Annotated in this window: 16 protein-coding genes; 8 read left to right on the forward strand and 8 right to left on the reverse strand. The window is 41.4% G+C overall.

Annotation, left to right across the window (positions count from 1 at the left end; genetic code table 11):
• Positions 1 to 13 precede the first annotated feature (13 nt).
• From ileS to EHO58_RS11600, 5 genes are all read right to left on the reverse strand, one after another.
• Complete coding sequence (ileS, locus tag EHO58_RS11580) at positions 14 to 2,752, reverse strand: isoleucine--tRNA ligase (protein WP_135680017.1); 2,739 nt, start codon at positions 2,750 to 2,752, stop codon at positions 14 to 16.
• Positions 2,753 to 2,755: 3 nt separating this feature from the next.
• On the reverse strand, positions 2,756 to 3,400 hold the full coding sequence (locus EHO58_RS11585) for a leucine-rich repeat domain-containing protein (RefSeq protein WP_135629221.1): 645 nt from the start codon (positions 3,398 to 3,400) through the stop codon (positions 2,756 to 2,758).
• Positions 3,397 to 5,628, reverse strand: a complete 2,232-nt coding sequence (gene purL, locus EHO58_RS11590) for a phosphoribosylformylglycinamidine synthase subunit PurL (RefSeq protein ID WP_135680018.1) — start codon at positions 5,626 to 5,628, stop codon at positions 3,397 to 3,399. The genes EHO58_RS11585 and purL overlap by 4 nt, the downstream gene beginning before the upstream one ends.
• Positions 5,629 to 5,705: 77 nt before the next feature.
• Complete coding sequence (locus EHO58_RS11595; protein ID WP_135629223.1) at positions 5,706 to 6,068, reverse strand: LA_3696 family protein; 363 nt, start codon at positions 6,066 to 6,068, stop codon at positions 5,706 to 5,708.
• 280 nt (positions 6,069 to 6,348) lie between these two features.
• Entirely contained in the window at positions 6,349 to 6,828 is a 480-nt protein-coding gene (locus tag EHO58_RS11600) for a flavin reductase family protein (RefSeq protein ID WP_135629224.1), read from the reverse strand.
• A gap of 111 nt (positions 6,829 to 6,939) precedes the next feature.
• Here EHO58_RS11600 and EHO58_RS11605 point away from each other — a divergent pair, with 111 nt between their 5' ends.
• Positions 6,940 to 7,278, forward strand: a complete 339-nt coding sequence (locus EHO58_RS11605) for a hypothetical protein (RefSeq protein WP_135629225.1) — start codon at positions 6,940 to 6,942, stop codon at positions 7,276 to 7,278.
• 5 nt (positions 7,279 to 7,283) lie between these two features.
• Here EHO58_RS11605 and EHO58_RS11610 read toward each other — a convergent pair whose 3' ends face one another.
• Entirely contained in the window at positions 7,284 to 8,774 is a 1,491-nt protein-coding gene (locus EHO58_RS11610) for an amidase (RefSeq protein ID WP_208728787.1), read from the reverse strand.
• Between the two features lie 206 nt (positions 8,775 to 8,980).
• Between EHO58_RS11610 and EHO58_RS11615 the strand changes: the two genes are divergently transcribed.
• Both EHO58_RS11615 and EHO58_RS11620 read left to right on the forward strand, forming a co-directional pair.
• The gene (locus EHO58_RS11615; RefSeq protein WP_135680020.1) at positions 8,981 to 9,949 is read left to right on the forward strand and encodes an ankyrin repeat domain-containing protein; all 969 of its coding nucleotides are present in this window, start codon (positions 8,981 to 8,983) and stop codon (positions 9,947 to 9,949) included.
• Between the two features lie 147 nt (positions 9,950 to 10,096).
• A complete protein-coding gene (locus EHO58_RS11620; protein WP_135680021.1) occupies positions 10,097 to 11,809 on the forward strand; it encodes an HsdM family class I SAM-dependent methyltransferase in 1,713 nt (570 codons plus the stop codon).
• 6 nt (positions 11,810 to 11,815) lie between these two features.
• Here the strand turns inward: EHO58_RS11620 and EHO58_RS11625 are convergent, their stop codons facing one another.
• Positions 11,816 to 12,241 (reverse strand): MarR family winged helix-turn-helix transcriptional regulator, encoded by a 426-nt coding sequence (locus EHO58_RS11625; RefSeq protein WP_008594860.1) that lies wholly within the window; start codon positions 12,239 to 12,241, stop codon positions 11,816 to 11,818.
• Positions 12,242 to 12,259: 18 nt separating this feature from the next.
• Complete coding sequence (locus tag EHO58_RS11630) at positions 12,260 to 12,724, reverse strand: MaoC family dehydratase (protein ID WP_100711069.1); 465 nt, start codon at positions 12,722 to 12,724, stop codon at positions 12,260 to 12,262.
• Positions 12,725 to 13,196: 472 nt separating this feature from the next.
• On the opposite strand from EHO58_RS11630, the gene EHO58_RS11635 reads away from it, so the two are divergent.
• From EHO58_RS11635 to EHO58_RS11655, 5 genes are read left to right on the forward strand one after another with little or no spacing between them, the layout of a single operon-like run.
• Positions 13,197 to 13,574, forward strand: a complete 378-nt coding sequence (locus EHO58_RS11635; RefSeq protein WP_036089115.1) for an NADH-quinone oxidoreductase subunit A — start codon at positions 13,197 to 13,199, stop codon at positions 13,572 to 13,574.
• Entirely contained in the window at positions 13,565 to 14,125 is a 561-nt protein-coding gene (locus EHO58_RS11640) for an NADH-quinone oxidoreductase subunit B (RefSeq protein WP_020768877.1), read from the forward strand. Before EHO58_RS11635 ends, EHO58_RS11640 begins: the two co-directional genes overlap by 10 nt.
• Positions 14,122 to 14,643, forward strand: coding sequence for an NADH-quinone oxidoreductase subunit C (locus EHO58_RS11645; RefSeq protein ID WP_135680022.1), 522 nt, complete (start codon positions 14,122 to 14,124; stop codon positions 14,641 to 14,643). Before EHO58_RS11640 ends, EHO58_RS11645 begins: the two co-directional genes overlap by 4 nt.
• A gap of 10 nt (positions 14,644 to 14,653) precedes the next feature.
• On the forward strand, positions 14,654 to 15,868 hold the full coding sequence (locus tag EHO58_RS11650; protein WP_135680157.1) for an NADH-quinone oxidoreductase subunit D: 1,215 nt from the start codon (positions 14,654 to 14,656) through the stop codon (positions 15,866 to 15,868).
• Positions 15,868 to 16,347 carry an NADH-quinone oxidoreductase subunit NuoE family protein gene (locus EHO58_RS11655; protein WP_135680023.1) on the forward strand — a complete coding sequence of 160 codons (480 nt, stop codon included), beginning with the start codon at positions 15,868 to 15,870 and terminating at the stop codon, positions 16,345 to 16,347. Before EHO58_RS11650 ends, EHO58_RS11655 begins: the two co-directional genes overlap by 1 nt.
• The last annotated feature ends 9 nt before the right edge of the window (positions 16,348 to 16,356 follow it).

The raw sequence follows: 16,356 nt of genomic DNA on the forward strand, positions 1-16,356 counted from the left end.
AAGTTTAGCGGCTTTAAACAGCCGCTGCACAACGTTTGCAAAGACCGTTATGTCTTTCCTCTGCTGGATGTCTCCAGCAGCGAGGACATTCTTCTTCTTTAGGTTTTACCACTCTAACCGAAAAATGTTCATCAGAATATTCCGATAATTGTTCTCTGTCCGATTTTTCGAAACCTACTTGAGAAACGGTAAAGATCAGTTCCAGAGCCTCTAAAGAGAAGTCCTTTTGAAGTTTATTCTCTGCTTTGGGGGAAATTTCCACTGCAGCTTCTAAAGATTTTCCCAATTTACTCGCCTGTCTTGCAAGTTCCAAAGATTTGTGGACTGTTTCTCTTGCAGCCAATGCTTCTTCGAATTTAGCTTCTAGTTCTTTGTTTTTAAAAGCAGAAAGATCCGGGAATTCTTCCGTAAATACAGATTCTTTCTTACCATTCTCTTTCCAAACTTCTTCGGTAGTGAAACTTAAGATAGAAGCGGAATATATACAAAGAGTTTCTAATATGATCTGAAGTGCAGTGCAAGAAGATCTTCTAGTTTTAGAATCTCTTCTGTCACAATACATTCTATCCCGGATCATTTCAAAATAATCTTGGGAAAGTGTTACGGTGCAGAATAGAAGAAGTTTCTGATATACTTGGTGGAACTGATAATTCTCGTAATGGTTTTTCAGTTCTTCCGCAAGTTGTGCCAGTTTGGATAGATAATATTTGTCTACTTCTTCCAAGTCGGAAACATTTAGATTTTGGTCCGAAGAATGTCCCGTCAAGTTACCTAAAAGATATCTGAATGTGTTTCGGATCTTTCTGTAATTATCGGCGATGATCTTAAGGCCGTCTTTGCCTACTTTTACATCGTCTCTGAAGTCTTGAGAGCTGACCCAAAGTCTGAGTATATCCGCTCCATATACATTGATAATATCGGTGGTCGGATCTATTCCATTGCCCAAAGACTTGGACATCGCTCTTCCTTGTTCATCCAAAACATATCCGTGAGTAAGAACGGATTTATAAGGAGGAATTCCACGTAATGCCATAGAAGGCCAAAGACTGGACTGGAACCAACCTCTATGCTGGTCTGAACCTTCCAGATACAGATCTGCAGGAGGTTCGTTGCCTCTTTCTTTTAGAACTGCAAAATTAGAAACCCCAGAGTCGAACCAAACATCTAAAATATCTTTTCCTTTTCTAAAAGAAGAAGACCCACATTTGGAACATTTTGTATCAGGAGGAAGAAGTGAATCAGCCGGTTCGCTGTACCAGATCTCTATTCCTTTGGTTCTTACGAGGTCTGTGAAGAATTTTACGGATTTTGCATCCAGATGAGTTTCATTACAATTTTCGCAAGTGAATGCAGGGATTGGAACTCCCCAGTTTCTTTGTCTGGAAAGACACCAGTCAGGTCTTGTCTCTACCATGGAGCGGATCCTGGTGATTCCCCAGTTAGGGATCCAACTTACTTTGTCGATCGCTTCTAAGGATTTTTCTCGTAGCTGTTGGTAATCCATTTGGAAAAACCATTGTGGAGTTGCACGGAAGATCAGCGGCTTCTTACTTCTCCAGCTATGAGGATAGCTATGTTCTAATATCGAATAATGAAGAAGTAGATTTTTTTCTTTAAGTAATTCTACGATCTTAGGATTTGCATCCCAAACCTTGATTCCCTTCATCATCGGGAATTCGTCGGTATATCTACCGTAATCATCTACAGGAGAATAAGGTTCCAAACCTGCAGCTAAACCGATCTTATAGTCGTCTTGCCCATGTCCTGGTGCTGTATGGACTGCTCCAGTTCCTGCATCCAGAGTCACATGTTCTCCGAAAAGAGGAATAGAATCCTGATCCAAGAATGGATGACGGAATACCATTTTAGAAAGTGTTTCCTGGGAGACGGATTCTTTCTTAGTGAGTTGGACTTCTGCGGCTTTTTCTACCGTTTCTTTTAGTCCATCTGCAATAAGTAATTCTTCTCCGTTAGGAGTTGCATAAAATGAATATGCGAATTTAGGATTAAAACTAATTGCAAGGTTTGCTGGAAGAGTCCACGGAGTAGTGGTCCAGATCAGACAGAATTTTCCATCCTGTCCTTTGACCGGGAATTTTACATAGATGGATGGAGATTTATGAGGATAATATTCTATCTCCGCTTCAGCATGAGCCGTCGCAAGTTCTATACACCAATAAACCGGCTTTTTGCCTCGGTATACATAACCTTTTTCGAATAAATCTCCGAAAACTTCCACGATCTTTGCCTCGAAATCGGGGCTCATCGTTTTGTAGATCTTACCTTCTTCCCAGAAACATAAAAAACGAGAAAGGTCTTGTCCTTGTTTTTGGACCCATTGTTCCGCGTATTCTCTACAAAGTTTTCTTAATTCTTCCGGTCCGATCTCTCTTGCTTTTTTTCCCAGGTTCTTAAGCACCTGAACTTCGATCGGAAGACCATGACAGTCCCAACCAGGGATCATGTCTGTTTGGTAACCCGCAAAAAATTTGGACTTAACGATCATGTCCTTTAAGATCTTATTAAGTGCGTGTCCCGTGTGAAAGTTACCGTTTGCATAAGGGGGGCCATCATGAAGAATGAACTGAGGACGATCCTTTCTTTTTTCCTGCATTTTACGCAGGATTTTTTCCGACTGCCAGGTTTTGATCTGATCGGGTTCTCTTGTGGAAAGCCCGGCCTTCATAGGAAAATCCGTTTGAGGGAGTATTACTGTATTTGAATATGGATTCTTCTTATCTTCTTCTTTCATGGATTAAAATTCTATCTTCACTTTTGGGAGAAGTTTTCTTGCGGATTCTATTTGAGAAGGTTTTAGACCTGTTTCTTTTAAGATCAGAAGTCTTAGTTTAGGATGGCTTGCTAAAAATCCAAAGTTTTTAGGAAAAGACCCGATCTTTCTATTTCTGGCCAGATCCAAAACTTCTAATTTTGGAAATCCCATTATAATATCTATATCGGATTCTTTGAATTCTATCTTATTGGAATCCAGATAAATTGTTTGGATAGAATTTGCGGGCAGTTCTGTAGGAATTCCAACAAAGTCGTTATTTCCTGCGAAAAAAAATCTGAGTTTAGAAAGTTTGGAAACGGAAGCGGGAAGTTTTTCTATATCGTTCCCATAAATATTCAAATGTTCTAAATTACTCCAGTCTCCCGCATTTTCTGGAAGAGAAGTAAGTTCGTTCATTCTTAGATCCAACCACTTCAGGTTCGGAAAATTGAATAGTGCCGGGGGAACCGTTCCTAGTTTACCAAGTCCTAAGTCTAATTTTTCGATAGAGCTCGGGTTTCTGGAAGCCTCGTTTAAAATTTCGGAAGCAGGACGTCTACAATCCGAAATAATAAAAGCAGCACAAAGGATTAAATAGGCGATACCGATTTTTTGACTGGATCTCATTTGAAAATTTCCTCCAAACCGGATTCATAAACCGATTTCAGTTCATTTGAAGAGATGGAAATTCCGTATCCTTGTATCTCGAGTTTAGGATCCGATTCTACTGTTCCGATAGAATAGAAGTCCAAACCTTTTGAGGTAACAAGTGATTTGATACTTTCTTCTTTTCCTTTTTCGTAACCGATCAAGACCGAACCTGAACTTTCTCCGAAAAGTGTGAGATCCTTTCTGGATTGTTTGATAACGTTTAAGTCTGCCTTGATCCCGAGTCCGGATAGTATTACGATTTTTGCAAGTGCTACTACGATTCCTCCCAAAGAAAGATCTTTGGCGAATGATAGGCTTCCGTTCTTTCTAAGAGAGACCAAAACTTCTAATAATGATTTTTCGTCGGAAAGTTCGAATTTCGGGATCTGGCCTTGCACTTTTCCTAAGAAAGTCTTCTGGTATTCACTTCCGCCCAGACTTGGATTAAATTTACCGATAAGTGCTAAACTTAGTCCTGCCTTTTTAGGAGCACCCCAAACCGCTTCCTTCTGTTTGTCCAGAATTCCAACCATTCCAATAGTCGGGGTAGGGAAGATCGGTCCTTCAGGTGACTCATTATAGAAGGAAACGTTTCCTCCCGTGACAGGAAGTCCTAAGAACCTACAAGCATCTCCCATTCCTCGAACACATTCTGAAAACATATAATAGTTTTCCGGAATATAAGGGTTTGCAAAGTTCAGGTTATTGGTTACTCCGAGAGGTTCTGCGCCTGTGACGGCTACGTTTCTTGCCGCTTCACAAACTGCGAGTGCTGCTCCCCAATACGGATCCAAATAAGTGAATCTGGAATTACAATCCGTCGCAGTTGCCAATGCCATATCCGTATCAGGAATAGCTGACAATCCTCCGTCTGCGCCTGGTCCTATCAGTTTGACTAGACCAACTTCGGTATCGTACTGCTCAATGATCGGTTTTCTGGAAGATATATTCCAAGAATTTAATAGTTTGAGTAGTTTTTTACCGGCTTCATTCTCTTGTAGATCGAGAGTAGAATCGGGAGTCCAAGAAGAAACCTGATCCAAATAAGTGGGACGTTTTGTTTCCCTAACGTATCTAGGGGCGCCTCCGCCTAAAACTAATGTGTCTGCAGGGATTTTGGCTTTTAGATTTCCATCTTTATAAACTTCTAATAGACCGGTATCGGTAACTTCTCCGATCTGTACTGCGTTTAGATTCCATTTTTTGAATATGGCAACCAGCTCTTCTTCCTTTCCTTTTTCCGGGATTACCAACATTCTTTCTTGGCTTTCGGAGAGCATTGCTTCGTAGGCATTCATTCCGGTTTCGCGAAAAGGAACCAGGTCCAGATTGATCCTCATTCCGGATTTTCCTTTGGCACTCATCTCAGAAGTAGCGCAAGAAATTCCGGCAGCACCCATATCTTGGATACCTATTAAAAGTTTTTTCTGAATAGCTTCTAGAGACGCTTCCATCAGTAGTTTTTCCATAAATGGATCACCTACTTGGACAGCGGAACGTTTGGATTCTGATTCTTTAGTCAGATCCTTGGAAGCAAAAGATGCACCATGGATCCCGTCTCTTCCTGTTGTGGAGCCAACGATGAATACTGCGTTACCTACCTTTCCTCCGGTGGTTGCGCTTGCCATTTGATCATGTCTAACGATCCCGACAGTCATCGCATTCACCAAAGGGTTTTTGGAAAAACATTCGTCGATGAATAGTTCTCCACCGGAGACTGCGATCCCTAATGAGTTGCCGTAATCTCCGATCCCTTTGACTGCTCTGGACAATAAGTATTTGTTTCTTGGTTCGTCCGGGTTACCGAACCTAAGAGAGTTTAAAGATACGATGGGTCTTGCCCCCATTGTAAAAATATCTCTCATGATACCGCCTACTCCTGTGGCTGCACCTTGGTAAGGTTCCACTGCAGTAGGGTGATTATGGCTTTCTATTTTGAAAACAACTGCCAGTCCTTGGCCAATGTCCATGGCACCGGCGTTCTCTTCTCCCGCTTGGGCCAAAAGTTTATCAGACTTTGTAGGAAGAGTTTTTAATTGAAGGATAGAATTTTTATAAGAGCAATGCTCCGACCACATTGCGGAGAAAATTCCGAGTTCTGTGGAGTTAGGGAGTCTGCCTAGGATTTCCTGGATTTTGCTAAATTCTTCTGAGGTAAGACCGTGTTCGAGAGCGTCTTGGAGGGAGACGGATTCTTTTTCCATTACGGGACCAGTTTTTCGGACTTGGCCCCCACTGAAAACTATTTTAGGGCAGGGTTCCCGTTTCGTTTAGCCAAGAACTACAAATATTTGTATAAGGCTAGGTATAAGGGAATGGCCCCGAAAATGGCGGCAATCATCCATCTTGTTTGGGTTTGGATGGCCTCATGCAAGGAAGCAATCTTTTCGTGTATTCTGGCAAACTCTTTATACACTTCTCTGAATTGTTCTTGGATCTTGCTGAATCCGTCATGCATTTCGGCTCTTAACTTGCCGGTTTCTTCCATGAGTCTTCTTTCGTATCTTTCTGTGGATAATTCATTCATAGTCTTTTTCCCAAAACTTTGCGATTTTTCTATATAATCCACTAACTCTTCCGCTACATCTTCCCCGAGTGCTTCTTTCAGTTTTTTGGAAGGTTTAGGAACTAATTCTAAGCTCATTTTGTATCTCCTCCGGCGTTTTTGGCAACGCATTATTGGTGAGACAGGTCAGGTTTTATCTACTTTGCTTGCACTTTTTATTTAATTTTTTCTTTTTTATAAAATTTTGATATTCTAATTTTTTATTTTGGAATCAGGAATCCAAATTCCGCAAATTTTTTGCCTAATTTATATTTGCATATAGATAATTCGTTTCAGGGAAAGGATCCTGGGAGGGAATATTAAGATTTTATAAAATATTGGAAATGGGAGCGGGCTCGTGGCCCACCCTTATTTTCGGTTAGATATTATAGTAATTCCTGCGGTAATAGAGAAGAGGCCGTTTAGAGTCATCGGATACTGCGAATAATACTCTTCCGATCACTATAGTATGGTCTCCTCCATCTACTTGTTTTTCCAGCTCGCATTCTATCCTTGCCAAAGTGCCGTTCAAAAAAGGCGCTCCGTTATGCCCTAAATCGCAGGCTAGTTTTTGGATCAGTTCATGTTTGTCTATTTTACCGGACGCGAATTGGTTGGAATATTCCTGTTGGTCGGATGACAAAATGTTCACAGTGAATAGGCCCGATGCGAGCAATGGATCGTGACTTGCTATATTCTTTTGAAGGCTAAAAAGAATTAAAGGTGGATCCAAAGAAAGCGAGCTGAAACTGCTAACTGTCAATCCTCCGGCTCTAGTAGTATCGGAAAAGGTCACCACAGTTACCCCGGATGCAAAATGAGAGAGTGAATTTTTGAATTCGTCCGCGCTGAAAGACATAGAATGGTGATAGTTTAGGAATTGTATTTGTAAAGTGGGAAATCTAAAAAAATTTTGCTGCTTTATTGGCCGAAACCGACCTCAAGTGTAATAGAATATTCGGAGAAAATTATGAGCATACAAGGAATCCAAGGATTGTCGGAAGCGGATATACGTTCGGAGGTTCAAAAAGGGGGAAAGTTCGTATATTATCTTTATACGTTTTCTATTTTGATTATGACCTTTAAAAACCCTTCTAAGGTGTATTTTATTCGTCCTAGAGAAAATTCCATTTTAAAAGGATTGGGATTCACCATCGTAACTTTATTTTTCGGATGGTGGGGATTTCCTTGGGGACCGATCTACAGCATCCAATCCCTGTTTACTAATTTGACCGGTGGAAAAGATATTACTCCCGAAATTTTGAGTTCCTTACAAACAGAACAACAAATCGACACCAGTCGCTTTTAGTTTTCTTAAGACTTCTTAATATCCGCCCAGGGTCTTTCTTTTTCTAATTGTCCTGCCAGTCGGAAAAGTACATCTTCTCTTCCTCTTTTGGAAGTGAATAACATTCCGATCGGCAGGCCAAGAGTCGTTTTGGAAAGTGGAACGGACATAGAAGGTTGACCGGTTAGATTTGCCAATTGAGTGAAAGGGGTTCTAGATAGATTCTTTTCCACAAGTTGGTCCACCATACCGCTTGCTAAAAGTAATTTGCCTGTTCCAATCCTTCCGATGATCTGCATTGCGATTTCTTCATATAGTTTCGGTGCAAGTTCTCCAATTTTAGCAGGAGGTTCTGCTGTTGTCGGGGTCAGATAGAGATCATAATTTTCTAGAAAAGATTCCGAGATATAAGCTGCTTCATCCCAATAGCGGATCGCAGACACAAATTCTCCCGCTGATATGGATCTCCCGAGTAATCCTAGGATCCAAGTAGTGGATTCCACATCTCCCATCTTTGCCTTTCGACCTAATACTTTGTCTAAGCGGGAAATTTCAGAAGCAACCTCTCCGAAATACATGGTTACGTAAGCTTTTGCTAAACGTTTTCCATCTACCTGAGGAGAACTTTCTTCCAATTTATGACCCAATGATCTTAGAAGTTTCACTGTGTCGTGTAACGCGTCTATATGATCTTGGTTGACAGGAGTTCCAATGGGAGAAGTGAAAGAATACGCGATCTTTAGTTTGCCTGGTGACTTCTTCGCTTCAGATAGATAAGAAGTTTTATTTTTCTCCATGGAGAACGCTTCTTCTATTCCAACACCTGAAACTAAGTCCAAAACTGCTGCGCTGTCTCTTACAGATTTAGTAAGAACATGATCCTGAGAAGCGCCTTGCCAAACTCTTCCGTAAGGACGGACCGGAACTCTTCCTCTAGTTGGTTTTAATCCGAATAATCCGCAATATGCAGCCGGGATCCGAATAGATCCTCCACCATCAGAGCCTGTTGCAATAGAACTCATTCCGGATGCAACTGCCGCTCCTGCTCCACCGCTAGAACCACCGGGAGTTCTTTCCGGATCCCAAGGATTTCGAGTAGGTCCGTGAAATTTTGGCTCAGTGATCCCCATCAAAGCAAATTCAGGAACATTCGTAGTACCTATAAAAACGAATCCCGCATTTCTTAGTCTGGAAACAAAAACACTATCATCGGATGGAATGTAATTTTTATAAGCCTTAGAGCCTGAAGTGATCTTCTGCCCCTTCACATGGTGTAATAAATCTTTAATAAGAAGTGGAACTCCGTAAAAGGGTCCCTTAAGTATCTTTCCTGATCTCAACTCTTCTCTTGCTTTGTCGATCGTGTTCAAAACAACTGCGTTCAATTCAGGATTGAACCTATCAATCTTTGCTTCAGAAAAATCTAATAATTCTTTGGGCTGGATCTTCTTCTTTCGGATCAAATCAGCGAGACCGATACTATCATAAGAATCGAATGGAAATTTTGTAGTACTCATATTCTTCCGCCAGAATGGATTTAGGACTCGGTCGAAGGGGTAAATCCAGACAGAATACTGGGAACCATTTACCGAATAAAACGCTCTAAGGGAGAGAGGCATAAAGCTTGGCCCACTCGGGTCAAGGATATTCCCCAGCCAACGGGAATTTTCATTTATAGAATCGCAGCTAAAATCAGGATAGGTAAATATCGGTGTTCGGAATAATGGATTTATTGGCAAAATACGGCAAACTTAGAAATGGAAGCTGGGCTGTGCTCGTTTTCGTCTTTAGTTTGGCGATCGAGGCCGATACCGAGCTGGACAGACAGTTCTTATCCGCGGTGAAAGAAGGTGATCTTCGTAAGGTAGAGCTACTTCTGAACCAAGGCGCCACTGTGGATGCTAAGGATGATGATGGCCGCACTGCGATCATGCTCGCAGAAGGTGAGGACGTAGTTGAGTTTCTCATCAAACATGGAGCGAATATCAACGCCCAGGATGTGGATGGGAATTCCGTATTATTCTATCGTTTAATCCCTATCTTAAAAGTAAAAATTCCGGATATGGATGATCTCGCAGAGGCAAAACGACTGATCGAGTCCGGAGCATTGGTAGAGTATACGGCTCGAAAAGGGGAGGACCAAAAACCGGTTTCTCTTCTCAATATGGCGATCCGGAACCAAAGTCTTGTTCTAGTAAAATTTTTGATAGAGAACGGTGCTAACCCGAATCATGATCCGGGTGGTATCGAAGAATATCCACTTTTCCTAGCTGTGGGCGGAGCTTCTTCTCCTTCTAATTTGGCGATCTCAGAATATTTGTTAGCGAACGGTTCCAAAGCAGTGTTCACTAGTAGATTAAAGGATGTTCACACTCCTAATGGGACGTACCAGATCGGTGCAAGAAATGCATTTCATTATGCTACAGAGCCCAAACAAACTGACCTGAAAATTTTAGATGTTTTAGCTAAGGCCGGGACAAATCTAAATCATAGAGACGCAGAAGGAAAAACTCCTCTTATGGAAGCCATCCAAAGAAAAAATGTTTCTGCAGCTCAGAAATTAATACAGCTCGGATCTGATCTTACTCTTGCGGATAACCAAGGTAAGACGGTACTAGATCTGGCAAAAGAATATCATCTGGATGAAATAGAGCGGATTTTGGCCGAAAAACTTTCCTCCAAGACACAATAATACAAAATCTTCTTAGTATACAGTTTTTAGAGTATACCGAAGCACCTTTTCGGTGTAGGATGCTTTTTTCTAAAAACCTCTAACAATTGTAAGGTTGTCATGTAGATTCGTCGTCATATCAACGTTATATAGGCGAAAATTTCTTTCATGATCGTTCCATGCGAAGACAAAGTTGATCCTCCTCTAGAAAATCCGGATACTAAAGCCAAAGAGAAAGCTTTAGGACAATTTTTCACGCCTTCTGCCTTGGTAAGCCCAATGTTGGAATGGGTTTCCGAAACCAAAGCTGCGTTAGAAGGGAAAAAAATTAAAATATTGGATCCAGGGACTGGGGAAGGAATTTTTTTCCAAGAATTTCAGGAGCATTTTCCAAAATTAGATAGCGAGTTCCATGGTTGGGAGATCGATCCAATACTACACGAGAAGTGTATACAAAACTTAGAGAAGGCAGGGATCTCCAAAAATCGTTTTCATTTGGTGTTAGGGGACTTCCTACAAAATGAAAAGAAAGAAAACTATGATATTATACTCTGCAATCCTCCTTATCTACGTCTTAGCCATTCCAAACATGGAAAAAAATTGATCCGTCAATTCGCAGAGGACATCAAAGAAGAGATTCCTGGGACAGCGAACCTGTATGTATTCTTTCTACTTCGTATACTAAGGCTTTTAGGTCCGGGAGGAAGGGCGTCCATACTAGTTCCTTACGAATTCTTGAATGCTGGATATGGAGTTCCGATAAAAAAAGCGATTATTCAATCCGGATATCTTCGTCGTATACTTATCTTAGATTCTTCCTGGTCTTTGTTTACTGGAGCTGTTACTTCTTCCTGTATACTATTCTTAGAAAATTCAAGAGATAGCGAAGAAGGTTTTCTTTGGTCAAGGACCTCATCATTCATTAAAGGAGAAAGTATAGAGCTTTCCGAGATGGTCTGGAGAAAAATTCGTCCTGATGCCGAGGCAAAATGGACTAGATTATTGAGTGATGACTCGGAGCCGGTACAAAATATAAAAAATGATGATAAAAATTCACCTAACAATAATTATGTGACTATGTCCGAAGATAATCGTCACGGTTGGGTCCCTATTAAGGAATTCGGAAGTTTTAGGAGAGGAATCGCGACAGGGGACAACGGATATTTTCTTTTATCCGAAAAAGACGCTTCGAACTTATCTATTCCTAAAAACTATCTTAGATCTTCTATTCCGAAAGCTCAGTATGCACTTTCTCCATTTTTTACCGGAGATGATTGGAATACTTTGAAATCTCAAGGAGCCAAGGTATGGCTTTTGGATGCAAAAGAAGTTCCGAACACTAATGAACAAGAAGGTATCAACAAATATCTGGAAGAAGGGATCAAACGAGGAGTACCGAAACGTTTCCTTCCTTCTAAAAGAAAACCTTGGCATTCTCAGGAGAACAGAGGACCTTGCAGGATCTTAGCCACTTCTTTTCATAGGGCAGAAGTAAGATTCGTGTTCAACCAAAGCCCTGCAGTTCATCTCACCTGCTTTCATGGATTTTCCGCAAAACCTGAATATGCTCATTTCGAAGAATATTTATTTGCTTATCTGATCACTCCTCATGTCCGTAAAGAGTTGGAATCAAGAACTAGAGAATATGCTCAAGGACTACGAAAAGTGGAACCTGGGGATCTGAATTCTCTTCTTGTACCTGATTTCAGGAAATTAAAAGAAGCGGAGAAGGAGAAGATCGGGAAATTACTCCATAATTATAGGAATATGATCCGTCCTTGGACTCCTGGTCGTAGGCAAAAAGGGGAGAAAGGGATCAGAAACCCGGAAGAAGAAGCAATACTCAAAAATATCGAGACTGAATTCTTAACCGGGCTATAAGAGGTACTATTTTAGGTTTTTATAAAGTTTATCCAAAAGCCGGACTAGGTCTTTCTTTTCCGGTTCCGTAAAACCTTTATAAAGGCCTGCAAGTAATGACCTAGATATTCCAAGCATCACAGGTCGGATAGAATAGGCCTTGCGTGTAAGTTGTAGATTAACCACTCTTTGGTCTTGAGTATCTCTCACTCTTTCCACATAACCTAGATCTTGGAGTTTGTCCACAAGTGCGGTCAGGGTGGACTTGTCCCTATCTATCATCCGAGCTATATCCTGCATCGGAACTCTTTTGGACATTGCAAGTGCGAATAGAATATCCGCATGGGTAGTGGTTAGCTGGCCCAAGCCCTTGTCCTTCAGTTCGGAATTCAGACGTCTGTGGAATTCGTCCCTGATCCTAGAAATCAGATAAATGATCGTACGAGGATTCATTTTAGAATACCTTGCCGATTAGGCGAATTGGTAGAGATAGATTACTTCACCGATTGCAGCAGGTTTTGCTGCACCTTCTACCTCGAAACTAAGTTTTAAGGTCATTCTTGCGGTACCTCTTAGGTCCTTCAATTCGATCAATTCCGCTCTAAGTTTGAGCTTGGAACCCACTTTTACAGGATCTAAGAAGCGGAGTTTTTCCATTCCGTAATTGATTCCCATTTTGATGTTTCTCAGCTCTAGAATCTGGCTTAATAGATAAGGAGCCATAGAAAGTGTAAGATAACCGTGAGCGATAGTTGTTCCGAAAGGAGATTCTTTGGCCGCTCTTGCCGGATCCGTATGGATCCATTGGTGGTCCAAAGTTGCGTTTGCGAATGTATCGATTTGTGCCTGGGTGATTTCGTGAGCGTCGGATACGCCTAGTTCTTTTCCTTCGTAAGCTTGTAATTCTGCGAAGCTGGATAGTACGAGTTTAGCCATTTGATTTTGTCCCTGTCAATGCTGGATCTATATGTCCAGTACCCTAATGCCTTAAATAGTTTTGTCACCAACTTTTTAGGTAAAACCAGAACGACTGTTCTGTTCGTAGTCCAAAGTTTTTGGCTTAATTCTACTTTGAAATTTCTGTTTTTCACGCGAAGTCGCAAAGGGGAGAAGGTAAGGGTGATAATTCGCTTAATCTTATTTAAATCTCTTCTATTCTTAGCGACTTGGCGTGAGGTTTTTCCTATCTTTCTTTCCTTAGGAATTTTATAAAAACTTAAAGTTCTTTTGGAAGGATAGAACGTTCGTTCTGCTTTTTGAGGCGGTATTGAAAAACGTTCTCATTTCGAAAAAAGGAAAATTGTAAAATTCGAAAATGATAGAATCCGGTCTTCCGACCTCTTGCAAAGGCCCCTTTCGGGATTTTAGATTGACATAGGCGAGTATGGGAGTTTGATAGAAGTTAGATATGGGAAGTTCGCCGGACCATCTAGGCCCCCTGCTGATTCAATTCCTCTTGGGAGTAGGATTCTCCGCTCTCATACTCGGACTCGCGTTCCTTCTAAACCCCAAAAAAAAATCCAAACCTCATGATACTTTTGAGTGCGGAGTGCCGTATTACGGGGATGCAAAGGGATTGTTTAATATCAAGTTCTACTTGGTCGCTGTTCTATTTATTCTTTTTGATATAGAAGCGATCTTCCTTTTCCCTTACGCCGTGAATTTAAAATCATTCAAAGAGGCGGGACTGGGTAATTTTCTCTTAATTGAGATGTTTGTTTTTATTTTCACCCTCGTGGTTGGACTGTATTATATTCGGAAGAAGGGGGCCTTAGAATGGGATTAAACGAACAACTCGCTCAACCCGGATCGTCTTACGGAGATTCCTTCCAAATTGCAACTGTGGACTCGGTTATCAATTGGGGAAGAAGTTACTCCTTATGGCCTTATCCATTCGCGACTGCATGTTGTGGGATAGAATACATGAGTACTTCCTGCGCGGATTATGATATCGCCAGGTTCGGAGCGGAAAGACCTTCTTTCTCTCCTAGACAAGCAGACATGATCTTAGTTCTTGGTACCATCACTTATAAGATGGCTCCGGTGCTTCGTGAAATTTACGACCAATTGGCCGAACCAAAATTTGTGATCAGTTACGGAGCCTGTGCTTCTTCCGGTGGAATGTTCCATGCGTACTCTGTTTTACAGGGAATCGATCGAATACTTCCTGTGGATCTATACGTTCCAGGTTGTCCTCCTAGACCAGAAGCACTTTTAGATGCTGTAATTAAACTTCAGGAAAAAGTAAAAACCCAAGGGTTAGAAGCCAGAAGACAGGAAGTAATGGATAAGATCCGGGAAATGAACGAAAGAAACAAACCCCTGGTCGTCCGATGAAAGAAACAATCCAGAGTTTCCTAAAAGACAAATTCCCTCATTTTATCTCCAAGGAAGAAGAAATACTCACAAATCTTCCTACATTCTTCTTAAAGTCGGAAGGAATTGTTCCTGTTCTTTCCGCTTTAAAAACAGCTCCTGGGATCGAACTGAATTATCTAAATGATCTGACTGCGATAGATTGGTTGGGCAAAAAAACTCCAAGATTCGAAGTCTGTTACCTTCTCCGCTCCGGAAACAAATCCTCCACAAAAGTACAATTCCGCGTAGCTTTAGAAGAAGATGAACAAGTTCCAAGTATCATAAACATTTTTAAAGGCGCTAACTGGCCCGAAAGAGAAGTGTACGATCTATTCGGCATTCGTTTTGCAGGCCACCCTAGAATGGATCGTCTCATCATGCCTGATAATTTCCAAGGTCATCCATTAAGAAAAGATTATCCTTTAGAAGGTTTCGGTCAGGATTATTTGGTAGAGGACCTTCTCACCATCCACTTAAAAGAAGATATGGAGGCTTAAGATGACAGCGATGTACGAAAAGACAGCGGAACATTTCAGCCTCAAACAGAAAAAGCTCCCGGAAGGACATCTTCTTGTGAACCTGGGGCCTTCTCACCCTTCTACTCATGGGATCTTACAGAATGTGATCCAACTAGATGGAGAAAGAGTGGTGGATGCAGAATCCGTGATCGGATATGTGCATCGCAGTTTCGAAAAATTAGGAGAACGTTATACTTATAATCAGTTCCTAGTTTGCACGGACAGAATGAATTACGTATCCACTCCTCTGAATAATATCGGTTGGATACTTGCCGTAGAAAAAATGCTCCAGATAGAAGTTCCTGATAAGGTAACTTACGTTCGGATGATCGTCTCCGAACTTTCTCGTGTAATGGACCATATTATCTGCAATGGAATTTTGGGAGTGGATCTCGGTGCATTCTCCGGGATGTTACATTTATTCCATCATAGAGAGAATATTTATCAGGTCCTGGAAAAACTCACGGGCGCAAGACTTACTACTACATTCTGTAGAGTGGGTGGACTCGAAAAAGATATTTATCCTGAATTCGAGAAGGATGTTAAGACTATCATCAAAGGTCTTCGTCCTGCGATTGAAGAATTCCAGTCTTTATTAGTAAATAATAGGATCTTCATGGATAGAACGGAAGGTGTGGGAGGTATCTCTGCAGAAGATGCTATCTCTTACGGTTATTCCGGTCCGAACTTGAGAGCCGCGGGTGTTCCTTGGGATATTCGTAAGGACGATCCTTATATGTTCTATGATAAGGTGGATTTTGATATTCCTGTGGGAGAGGACGGTTCCGTTCTTCATAGGACTCTTGTCCGTATGGAAGAGATGAGACAATCTCTTCGAATTGTAGAGCAATTGATTAACGGTCTTCCAACAGGCGCTCATCATGCCGACATGCCTCATATCTATCTTCCCGATAAGAGCAAGGTTTATAAGAATATGGAAGAGTTGATCTACCATTTCAAATTGATCATGCACGGGATCAAAGTCCCTAAGGGAGAATATTATATGGCAACCGAGGCCGCTAACGGTGAACTCGGATTTTATATCGTTTCCGAAGGGGAGAAGTCTCCTTGGAGAGTGCATGTTCGTAGGCCATGTTTCTGGTTTTATCAATCTTTCCCTGAATTAGTAAAAGGTTCACTTCTTGCGGATACGGTCGCTACAATGAGTTCCATGAATGTGATCGCAGGGGAGTTGGACTGCTGATGAGTTATCAATTTTCTTCCCAATCAGTTGCAAGACTAGACAAACTACTGGAGATGTTCCCGGATAAAAGAAGTGTGATCCTCCCAGGGTTGTACCTCCTACAGAAAGAACAGGGATATGTAGACAGAGAGGGAATGGAAGCGCTTGCCGACAAGATCGGTTCTCCAATTTCTCTCGCCCAAATATACGGGGTTGCTACCTTTTATACCTTATATAATAAAAAACCTGTTGGTAAGTATCATATCCAGATTTGTGGAACTTCTTCTTGTTATATGAGAGGGAATGATAAACTCGAAAAACATATTTGCTCTCGTTTGGGAATAGAAACTGGAGAAACAACTTCTGATAAAAAATTCACTTTAGAAGAAGTGGAATGTTTGGGTGCATGCGGATACGCTCCTATGGTCCAGATCAACGATGCATATTATGAAAATCTAACGTTCGAAAAAATGGATGAGATCCTGAAGGATTTGACCTAAGGGGAAACG

The sequence above is a fragment of the Leptospira selangorensis genome (assembly GCF_004769405.1).
GTDB lineage: Bacteria > Spirochaetota > Leptospiria > Leptospirales > Leptospiraceae > Leptospira_B > Leptospira_B selangorensis.